The organism is Streptomyces sp. (assembly GCF_035563135.1).
Classification (GTDB): Bacteria; Actinomycetota; Actinomycetes; order Streptomycetales; family Streptomycetaceae; genus Streptomyces.
The window spans coordinates 1-10,125 of the sequence record NZ_DATMVN010000745.1 but is presented as its reverse complement, the minus strand read 5'-3'; the positions used below and the strand labels follow the sequence as shown (position 1 = coordinate 10,125).

8 protein-coding genes are annotated in these 10,125 nt (G+C 68.0%); all 8 read left to right on the top strand.

Annotation, left to right across the window (positions count from 1 at the left end; translation table 11 throughout):
• The first annotated feature begins 522 nt into the window (after positions 1-522).
• Positions 523-1,704, top strand: a complete 1,182-nt coding sequence (ribB, locus tag VN520_RS33320) for a 3,4-dihydroxy-2-butanone-4-phosphate synthase (RefSeq protein ID WP_325750678.1) — start codon at positions 523-525, stop codon at positions 1,702-1,704.
• A 1,283-nt stretch (positions 1,705-2,987) separates the two neighbouring features.
• Entirely contained in the window at positions 2,988-3,860 is an 873-nt protein-coding gene (locus tag VN520_RS33315; RefSeq protein WP_325750677.1) for a transketolase, read from the top strand.
• Complete coding sequence (locus VN520_RS33310; protein ID WP_325750676.1) at positions 3,857-4,888, top strand: transketolase family protein; 1,032 nt, start codon at positions 3,857-3,859, stop codon at positions 4,886-4,888. The genes VN520_RS33315 and VN520_RS33310 overlap by 4 nt, the downstream gene beginning before the upstream one ends.
• Entirely contained in the window at positions 4,878-6,353 is a 1,476-nt protein-coding gene (locus VN520_RS33305) for an FGGY-family carbohydrate kinase (RefSeq protein WP_325750675.1), read from the top strand. Before VN520_RS33310 ends, VN520_RS33305 begins: the two co-directional genes overlap by 11 nt.
• A gap of 41 nt (positions 6,354-6,394) precedes the next feature.
• Positions 6,395-7,186 carry a glucose 1-dehydrogenase gene (locus VN520_RS33300; RefSeq protein ID WP_325750674.1) on the top strand — a complete coding sequence of 264 codons (792 nt, stop codon included), beginning with the start codon at positions 6,395-6,397 and terminating at the stop codon, positions 7,184-7,186.
• A gap of 79 nt (positions 7,187-7,265) precedes the next feature.
• Positions 7,266-8,270: an ABC transporter permease gene (locus tag VN520_RS33295; RefSeq protein WP_325750673.1), complete on the top strand. Its 1,005-nt coding sequence runs from the start codon at positions 7,266-7,268 to the stop codon at positions 8,268-8,270.
• A 47-nt stretch (positions 8,271-8,317) separates the two neighbouring features.
• Positions 8,318-9,298: a sugar ABC transporter substrate-binding protein gene (locus VN520_RS33290; protein ID WP_325750672.1), complete on the top strand. Its 981-nt coding sequence runs from the start codon at positions 8,318-8,320 to the stop codon at positions 9,296-9,298.
• A 72-nt stretch (positions 9,299-9,370) separates the two neighbouring features.
• Positions 9,371-10,125 (top strand): ATP-binding cassette domain-containing protein (locus VN520_RS33285; RefSeq protein WP_325750671.1); only part of this gene is annotated, 755 nt, incomplete at its 3' end.

The following is a 10,125-nucleotide window of genomic DNA, read 5'->3' as shown; positions in this document are numbered from 1 at the left end:
GCGCTTGCTGCGGTGCACCATCTCGCCGTTGATGCCGGCTCGTCTGCGATCGCCACGGCACGCTGACTCGCATAGGTCGAGCGCGGGCGGTGGTGAATCCACGGCACGTGACTGGTGGGGCTGCGCCGCTCGCAGCCCTGGAGGCGTGAGGTGTGTCGGCTCGTGATCCTGTCCTCTCCGGTGTCTGCGGGCGCGCCTCGACCCGTGGCCCGGCGGCCGCGGCCTGGACGGGGGATGGCGTCGAAGTGGGCCGCGCGCCGACGCCGGGGGATTGCCAATCGTCCAGGGATCCGCAAGCGCGGTCGAGTTTGGCTCAGGCCGACGTGGGCACCTCGCCGCAGCAGGCGGCTTGCCGGAGCACAACCAGCGGGCCGCCGGACAGTCTTCGGTGGGTCACCGCCGTGCAGCGCGGCCGGTGTGCGTTGACGAACTGGGCTGGGAACGCCTCTCGAACGGCGGCAGTTAGGGTCGAGCATCTGCCCGCCGGCACATGCCGGCCTTGCTGTGACCGAAGGTGGATCTGTGAGTTCGAGCCGTGATGCGGGTTTCGTGCACCTCGACCCCATCGAGCTGGCCATAAAGACCTTGGCTGAGGGCAAGGCTGTCGTCGTGGTCGACGACGAGGGACGGGAGAACGAGGGAGACCTCATCTTTCCGGCCTCGACCGCAACCGCGGAGCAGACGGCCTTCATGGTCCGCCACACCTCCGGCTTCATCTGCGTCGGCATGACCGGCTCCGAGCTCGACCGGCTGCACCTACCGCCAATGACGGTCGTGAACGAGGATCGAAAGGGCACGGCCTACTCGGTCACGGTGGACGCCAAAGCCGTCCGTGCCACAGGCATCTCGGCCGAGGATCGCGCCACGACGATCAGGGTGCTGGCGGACTCGGCCACGACTCCCGAGGACCTCACCCGGCCCGGTCACGTGATGCCGTTGCGAGCGGTTCCCGGGGGAGTCCTGCGCCGGCCCGGTCACACGGAGGCCGCGGTGGACCTGGTGCGGTTGGCCGGCTTGCCAGCCGCGGGTGCCCTCTGTGAGCTGGTCAATGACGACGGCTCGATGATGGACGCTTCGGCGTGCCGAGAGTTCTGCGACGAGCATGGACTGCCGCTGGTGTCGATCGCCGACCTCATCCGCTATCGCTTGGCGCACGAGACGCTGGTTCAGCGTGTAGCGGACAGCGTCATCCCGACGGTCCATGGGAGCTTTCGCGCGATCGCATACCGCAGCACGGTCGACACGTCCGTGCATGTGGCCCTCGTCCACGGAGAGTTAGGGGAGGGGAAGGACGTGCTGGTACGTGTGCACGCCGAGTGTCCCCTGGGCGATGTCTTCGGATCTGAGCTCTGCAGTTGCCGACAGAAGCTGCAGGGGGCGCTCTCCATCATCTCGGCCGAGGGGCGCGGTGTGCTGGTCTATGTCCGTCCCCAAGCCGACCAGGTGCCGCTTGCGGACCACCCGACCCTGGGGCACTTCGAGCCCGAGGACGCGAGCGCCACGTCGGACGATCTGGACTACGGAACCGGCACGCAGATCCTGACGGATCTCGGTGTCCGCAGCATGCGTCTGATCACCGCTCACCCGGATCGTAGGTATCGCCTGGAGCCGTTCGGCCTGAGCATCACGGGAACACGGGAGGCGAGGCAGGCCGAGGTCACCGGTTCTACCAGTTCGACAACGTCGGTCGAGCATCACGACTAGGGGTTCGCAGGCCCCGCCGCCGGTGCAGCGCCGTCACGGCGCTGGCCGCCCCACCCCTTTTGGCGCGCGACAGCACCGTTGTGTGCACAGGCGGCTGCTGTGCCGGGCCAGGATGGTCGTTCTTGGGGCCCCGCCGAAGAGCGCGGGGTGCACGGTCACTGCGTCGTGTCCTTGGCGGAGCCAGCTGAGAACTGGGTCATCCCACCCGTGAGTAGACGGCCATCGCGCGGCCGCGAGGTCAGATGGGCCTTCGGTCGACTGCATTACCGGGCTGGCGCCGGGGTGCGAGCCCTCGGCGGCTGGTGACGGACCGGGGTCGTCGTGCCATCGCGAACGTCGAAGGGTCGGTGGAGGCGCCCGCAGGCCCTCGTCGTCGTCGCACGTCGAGAACGGGATCCTCGGCCGGTCGAGGTCTAGAGCGTCGTCCACGGGCGGACGAATCCGCTGGTGTCGCGGACCATCGGTGCACGTGGCTCCGCAGTAGCGGCGTCAGCAGCGCTGACGCGGTCGCGTCGCCTCTCACCCCCCGGGCCTGGTTGACGACAACAACCAGCTCGCCGACGGCCATCGCGGCACCTCCTTCCTCCACCGTGTCGAGCGCCGGTTAAAGCTCGGTCAGCTCATGCCCTTTCCCGCGGGCATCGCACCTGGACCCGCGGACACCGGCGTAGCCACGCCTGCTGACTGTCCAGGAACCCAGCGTTGGACAGTCATCAAGGAGGGCCTTGAGGCGTCGACGGTTCCACCTTCAGGGCCCGGACGGCGTGAGCCTCAACAGGGCCACAGGCGCAAGTGCCCACCGACAACGGGCAAGACCAGTGGCGCTCCGGCACTGCTGCTGCGGCTCCTCCGGCCCGGCGGCAGCGCACTGTCAGGCCGTCGCTGGCCGTGACGACCGTGAGCTGCTCTGCTCGCCGGCCGCCACCCGTACCGGTGTGACCGATTCCGGACAGATCGCTTTCGTGGTCATTGCGCCCCAGCCACAGTGGCCCTGTGAGGCCGATCACAACGGCCACCGATGGCCTGGAGGTGACAGTGATCGACGAGGCCTGGTCGCGGTCGACCCGGCGCATCCCGCCCGCTCGGTAGACCTCCGCAGCGGAGGGTGCCTCAGCCATTGGTCCTCGGAGGAACTCCGGCGTTGCAGACGGAGGTGATCGCACGTGAACGACCACGTGTGTTCGTGCGGCATCACCGCTACGTCGTGAATCGACGGGCCTGTCCCGTGGCCACCCCATTGCTTGCACACACGCACCACGAATGGATCTGCGATGACGCTCACCATGGACGAGCAGGCTGTTCAGTCGTACCGGGAACTGCGGGGCCGGCTGGCCGAGGCGGAGATCTCGGAAAGGGTCGACGCGCTGACGGAGATGGCGCGAACCGTTCGCCGGCTGGACCTCGGGATGATCGAGCGGGCCGGGCTCGGCCACATCGGGGGTGACTTCTCGGTCACTGACATCCTGGTGACCCTCTACGGAGCCGTCCTGTCCGTTGATCCGCAGAATCCTCAGGATCCCGAGCGTGATCGGTTCATCCTCAGCAAGGGGCACAGCGCCGGAGCCCTGTACGCGACCCTGTCGGTGTGCGGCTTCTTCCCCGAGGAGGAGCTCGCGACCTTCATGGCGCCGCTTTCAGCGCTGAACGGTCATCCGAACCGCAACAAGATACCGGGAGTCGAGACCAACACCGGTCCCCTCGGGCACGGCTTTCCCGTAGCAGTCGGACACGCGTTGGCAGCGAAACTCCAAGGGTCGCCGCGGCGCACCTTCGTCGTCCTCGGTGACGGCGAGTTGCAGGAGGGCAGCAATTGGGAGGCGGCGATGACTGCCGCCCACTACGACCTCTCAGCCCTGACGGCGATCGTCGACCGCAACCGGCTGCAGCAAGGGGCGCGGACGGAAGAAACCAAGCGGCTCGAGCCGCTTGCCGACAAGTGGCGCAGCTTTGGGTTCGAGGTCCGCGAGATCGACGGCCACGACTTCGCACAGCTGCTCGACGCGATCGGCACGCGGGGCACGGATCGGCCCGTCTGCGTGATCGCCAACACCACCAAGGGCAAGGGCGTGTCCTTCATGGAGGACCGCGCGGAATGGCACCACAAGGTGCCCAGTGCCGAGCAGGTCCAGATCGCACGTGAGGAGCTGAGTCGATGAACCGTCCTACCGACGCGGTCCTGCCGGATGTCGAGATCGGGCTGGAGTCCGGTGAGGACCAGCCGCTGACGGGTCCCGGCGCGGCGGACGTCGAGACCTACGACTGCCGGAGGGCCTTCGCCGAGGCGCTCATCGAGATGGCTCGGCAGGACCAGCGGGTCGTGGCCGTGTGCAACGACTCGGTGGGGTCGAGCAACCTGGGGGGCTTTCAGAAGGAGTTCCCCGACAGGCTCATCAACGTCGGTATCGCCGAGCAGGACCTGGTCGGCGTCGGTGCCGGCCTGGCGAACGGCGGGATGATCCCGTTCGTCAGCGCGGCCGGTCCGTTCCTCACCGGACGGGCGCTGGAGCAGATCAAGGCGGATGTCGCGTACAGCGGCTTCCGGGTCATCCTGTGCGGTCAGAGCCCCGGGATGGCCTACGGGGAACTCGGTCCGACCCATCATTCGATCGAGGACCTCTCGTGGATGCGGGCCATCGCGGGTCTGCCCGTGGTGGTGCCCGCCGACCCTGCGCAGACCCGCGACGCCGTCCGATGGGCTGCGGCGCAGGAGGGTGGCAGCTACCTCCGCATCCCCCGCTTCAAGGTGCCGGCCACGACTCCCGAGGACGCGGCCTTCGAGGCCGGCAAGGCGGTGCAGCTCACCGAGGGCGACGACGCGGCCGTGCTCGCCGTGGGCACGCTCGTCCCGCGCGCGGTCGACGCCGCCCGCAAGTTGAGGGCCGAGGGTGTCGGCGTCCGGGTGCTGAACATGACCTTCGTGCATCCGCTCGACACCGAAGCAGTGCTGGCAGCGGCGATGCAGACCAGGGGAGTGGTCACCGCCGAGGAGGCCACCGTCTCGGGAGGGCTGGGGGCGGCCGTGGCCAGCCTCCTGGCGCAGGAGCGTCCGACACCGATGCGCATCCTCGGCGTCCCCAACGTCTTCGCGCCCACCGGAGACGCCGGCTACCTGCTCGAGCACTTCGGACTCACCGTCGACGGCATCGTGACCGCGGTCCGCCAGGTGCTGGACCATGGCCGCTGACACCACCGTCCTCGCTGTCGACCAGGGCACGAGTGCGACGAAGGCCGTCCTCGTCGACCGCCAAGGTGCGATCGTCTCCAGCGCTGCTGTGCCCCTGTCGCAGGCGCATCCGAATCCCGGCTGGGCGGAACAAGACGCGCTGGAGATCTGGGAGTCGGTCCAGTCCGCCGTCACGGACTGCATGGCGAGTCAGGACCCCAGCAGCGTCGCATCCGTCGGTCTGAGCACCCAGCGCGAATCGACGCTGCTGTGGGAACGGGAATCGCGCCGTCCCCTCGGGCCGGTGTTGGGGTGGCAGGACGGGCGGGGTGCCCCGATGTGCACCGAACTCCGGGCGGCCGGCTACGGCGAGCGGATCCGGTCGACCAGCGGGCTGCCGCTCGATCCGATGTGGAGCTCGTCGAAGGCGACCTGGCTGCTCGACGAGTACGACGCCGACCGCAGTCGCAGTCGCCGGGGAGAGCTCTGCCTGGGAACCGTCGACTCATGGCTCCTCGCCTGTCTTGGCGGCGACCACGTCATCGAGTCGGGCAACGCGTCTAGGACGCAGCTGCTCGACGTCGCCCGGCGCACGTGGGATCCGTGGCTCCTCGACCTCTTCAAGGTGCCCGAGGAGGTGCTCCCGGTGGTCGTCCCGTCCACCGGGCCCTTCACCTCGGCTGAGCGATTGCAGCCGTTGGGCGAGCACGTCCGGGTGACCGGGGTGCTGGGCGACTCCCATGCGGCGCTGTTCGCGCACGGTGCCTGGGAAGCAGGCCAGGTCAAGGCGACCTACGGCACCGGGTCGTCCATCATGGGGATCACCAAACAGGCCGAGGTCGGATCGAAGGCCCTGTGTCGCTGCATCGCGTGGGAGACCGACGAGCCCAGCTTTGCGCTGGAGGGCAACATCCGCTCCTCCGGGGCGACGGTCGCTTGGTTGGCCGATCTGCTCGGGACCACGCCCAGGCAGCTCGCGGCCGACGCCGCTGACGACAGCGGGGGTGTTCACCTGGTCCCCGCCTTCACGGGTCTCGGCGCTCCGTGGTGGGACGACCGTGCCGTGGCGATCCTGTCCGGCCTCGGCTTCGGCACGGGCCAGGGCCATCTGGCCCGCGCTGCGCTGGAGTCGATCGCCTTCCAGGTTGAGGACGTCGTCGCCGAGGTCGAGCGCGAGGTCGGGGCCGTCCCGACGATGCTCGTGGACGGCGGCCCGACCGCCAACCCAACCCTCATGCAGCTGCAGGCGGACACCTCCGGCCGGTCTGTGGTGCGGGCGCTCGCCGGGAACTTGTCTGCGCTGGGTGCTGCCTACATGGCCGGCCTGTCCTCCGGTGTCTGGACCGCGCAGGAGATCCGGGGGTTCGAACGCAATCGGGAGTCGTTCGAACCGCGCACTGATGACGCTGACCGCACACGGCGCCGCAACGCCTGGCACGACGCCGTCGCCCGCTCGCGGCTGCAATCCGCCGCGTCAACCGCTTGAAGACGTAGCCACCGTGCTGAGTGGGACAAGGGAGTCCGTACGTGACGCAGACGCAGCGTTTCACGGGAAGGGCAGTGGTCGTCACCGGGGCAGCGCACGGCATCGGCCGTGGCATTGCCCAGCGTTTCGCCGGTGAAGGCGCCGCGGTCACTCTCGTTGATCGCAATCCCCTCGTAGAGCGGGCGGCGGCCGAGATCGGCGCATCCGGCGCAGATGTGGTCGGACTTACTGCGGATGTCACATCTCAGGACGAGGTCGACTCGGTGTTCGCTGCGGTCCGGGAGCGGCACGGTGGGGTCGACGTGCTCGTCAACAATGCCGGCATCATCACCATCAGCAAGCTTGAAGAGCTCACCTTGCAGGACTGGAACCGCGTCCTCGCCGTGAACACCACGGGCGCGTTCCTGTGTGCGCAGGCGGCGGTTGCCCTGATGCGTGAGAAAGGTGGAGGCGGACGGATCCTGAACGCCGCCTCGGGGCAGGCCAGGCAAGGCTTCATCTACACGCCTCACTACGCGGCCAGCAAGTTCGGCGTCATCGGCCTGACGCAGAGTCTTGCCAAGGAACTCGCGAAGGAACAGATAACGGTCAACGCGTACTGCCCTGGGATCGTTGGCAGTGAGATGTGGGACTACAACGATCGGGAGTGGGGCCGCCTGCTCGGCTCCTATGAGCCAGGCGAGCTCATGGCCGAATGGGTGGCGAGCATCCCCTTAGGGCGCGCCGGAACCAGTGACGATGTCGCCGAGCTCGTCCTGTTTCTCGCCTCAGACGCGGCCAACTACATCACCGGCCAGGCGATCAACGTCGACGGCGGAATGTTCATGAACTAGGTCCCACGCATTTCTGCGGCGCAGACGATGACTCCCAGGCGAGTCACTTCCGCTGAGAATCACACGACAGGAGCCTCCAGTGAGCGCCACCCAAGCACCGGCAACGGCGACAACCAAAGCGGAGCCCAGTTCTCGGCTTCCGGCGTGGGTCCGGAATCTCGGTAGCGGCACCGGGGGCCCGCTCGTCGGTCTCGTCGTTCTCTGCGTCGCCCTCTTCATAGCCACGCCGTTCTTCCTCACGGCCAACAACCTGCTCAACATCCTCGACCAGGTCACCATCTTGGGGATCCTGGCGCTGGGGATGACCTTTGTCATCATCACCGCGGGCATCGACCTGTCAGTCGCGGCGGTGCTCGCCCTGTCGATGATGGTTCTCGGCTGGACGTCGCACAACGCCGGATGGCCGCTGTGGCTCAGCATCATCGCGGCCATCCTCGTGGGCGGCCTGTGCGGGTTGGTCAGTGGCCTGGGCGTCACTGTCACCAAGTTGCCACCGTTCATCGCCACCTTGGCGATGCTCTCGATCGCCCGGGGCACGGCGAACGTCATCACGGACGGACAGCAGATCGTCGGTTATCCCGATTGGTTCACTGCCCTGTCGACCGAACGGCACTTCGGGTTCCTCACCATCACCGCACTCGTCCTCATCGTCTTGCTGGTTCTGGGGTGGGCATTCCTCCGCTACCGGCCGGGCGGACGTGAGGTGTATGCCGTCGGCGGGAGCGCGGAGGTCGCGAGGCTCGCCGGCATCAAGGTCAAGCGCGTCACCACCAGCGTGTACGTCCTCAGCGGGCTTCTCGCGGGCCTTGCCGGGGTGGTGCTGGCCGCCCGGCTCGACTCTTCTCAGCCCAGTGCCGCGGTCGGCCTCGAGCTCGACGTCATCGCCGCGGTGGTGATCGGTGGCGCCAGCCTCAGCGGTGGCGTGGGCCGAGTCCCAGGCACGGTCGTCGGTGTCCTCATCATCGGCGTCCTCCGGAACGGACTCAACCTGCTCAGCGTCTCGCCGTTCGTCCAGCAGATCGTGATCGGTGTCGTCATCGCCCTCGCCGTGATGGTCGATGTCCTCCAACGCCGATCCGACTGACATCTCCCGACCTGCACCTGCAGCCCCAAGACACGAGGAGCAATGACATGGATCGTCGTCGTACCGGCGTCGCCGCTGCCGCGGTACTTCTGGCACTGAGCCTGGCTGCGTGCAATCGAGGAGAGAGTGCTGCCGGTGGTGGCGGAGGCGAAGGCGGTGGCTGCTCGGGCATCAGGGTCGGTCTAGCCGTGGCCAACCTGCAGGCCGACTTCTTCAACCAGATCAAGCAGTCCGTCGATGCCGAGGCAGCGGAACTCGGGATGGAGGTCCAGGTCTCCGACGCCGGAGGTGACTCCGCAACGCAGGTCAATCAGATCCAGGACTTCATCTCGCGGCAGGTGCAGGCCATCGTCTACATCCCTGCCGGCGCGACGGCGGCCGGTGTTCCGGTGGAGGCTGCCGAACGGGCGAACATTCCCGTGGTGGCTGTCGACCGCAACGCCCCCGACGCCCCGGCGGCGACCTTCATCGCCACGGACAGTGTCGCCGCCGCCAGGACCCTGGGGGACTGGGTCGTCGAGCAGACCGGGGGGCAGGGGAAGCTCGCGATTCTGCAGGGGCAGATCGGCACCACTCCGCAAGTGGACCGGCAGACCGGCTTCGAGGAGGCGCTACAGGACGCACCCGGAATCGAGGTCGTCGCGCAGCAGACGGCCGACTGGGCGCAGGACAAGGCCTTCTCCGTCGCGCAGGACATGCTGCAGGCCAATCCCGACATCAACATCATGTGGGGGCAGGCCGACGCAATGGCGTTGGGTGCCGCGCAGGCAGTGAGCGTTGCGAACGTTCCGCAGGACGTCCTCATTGTCGGCTTCGACGGAGACATCGCCGGCATCCAGGCAGTCAAGGACGGCACCATCGACGCGACGATGGTGCAGCAGACCCAGGAGATGGGTCGCCTCGCGCTGCAGTCCGCCTGCGACCTCGTCAACGGCCAGGACGTTCCGGCTCAGCAACTGCAGGAGGCGTTCCTGCTGACCAAGGACGACCAGCAGAAGGCGCAGGAGTACCTCGACACCCACCCGTGAGTTCCAGCAGCCGGGCAGCCGCTCCACCAACACGGCCATCACCCCATCGGATGCACACCACGGAGCAATCTCATGGTCGACACAACTGACGCGGTCGTGGCCTCCCGCGGCTCCGCCGAGGAGGCGGGCCTCGTGGTCCGCAACGTCTCCAAGCGGTTCGGCGCCACCCAGGCCCTCCACCACATCGACCTCGACGTGCGTCCCGGCGAGGTGGTGGCCCTGCTGGGGGAGAACGGCGCCGGCAAGTCCACCCTGTCCAACATCATCGCCGGGGTGTTCCCCTCCGACACCGGCTCCATGACCTGGCAGGGTCGCCCCTACGCCCCGCGGTCACCCGGGGACGCCCTCGCCGTCGGCATCAGCCTCATCCACCAGGAGATGCGGCTCCTGCCCGACCTGTCGATCGCCGAGAACGTCTTCGTCGGGCGACAGCTCGTCAAGGGAGGGCGCCTCGACCGCGCCGAGATGAACCGGAGGGCCCAGGAACAAATTCAACGGCTCGGCCTCGACGTCTCGCCGAACCGACCGGTCCGCACTCTGCGGGTGGCGGCCCAGCAGCAGGTGGAGATCGCCAAGGCCCTGGCCTTCAACTCCCGGCTGCTCCTCCTGGATGAGCCCACCGCAGCGCTGGGCGCAGAAGAGACCGACCACCTGTTCGAACGCATCGACGCGCTCCGCCGGGAAGGCGTGTCGTTCATCTACGTCAGTCACCGGCTCGAGGAGATCGCGCGGATCTGCGACCGCGTCGTCGTCCTCCGCGACGGCCAGTGGGTCACCTCCCACGACACCGCCCAGGTGCCGGTCAACCAGCTGATCGAGGACATGAT

What these genes read in the sequence shown, in the direction of transcription:
- VN520_RS33305 (WP_325750675.1), top strand. Translation starts at nt 4,878, where the DNA reads ATGGCCGCTGACACCACCGTCCTCGCTGTCGACCAGGGCACGAGTGCG.
- VN520_RS33290 (WP_325750672.1), top strand. Translation starts at nt 8,318, where the DNA reads ATGGATCGTCGTCGTACCGGCGTCGCCGCTGCCGCGGTACTTCTGGCA.
- VN520_RS33310 (WP_325750676.1), top strand. Translation starts at nt 3,857, where the DNA reads ATGAACCGTCCTACCGACGCGGTCCTGCCGGATGTCGAGATCGGGCTG.
- VN520_RS33315 (WP_325750677.1), top strand. Translation starts at nt 2,988, where the DNA reads ATGGACGAGCAGGCTGTTCAGTCGTACCGGGAACTGCGGGGCCGGCTG.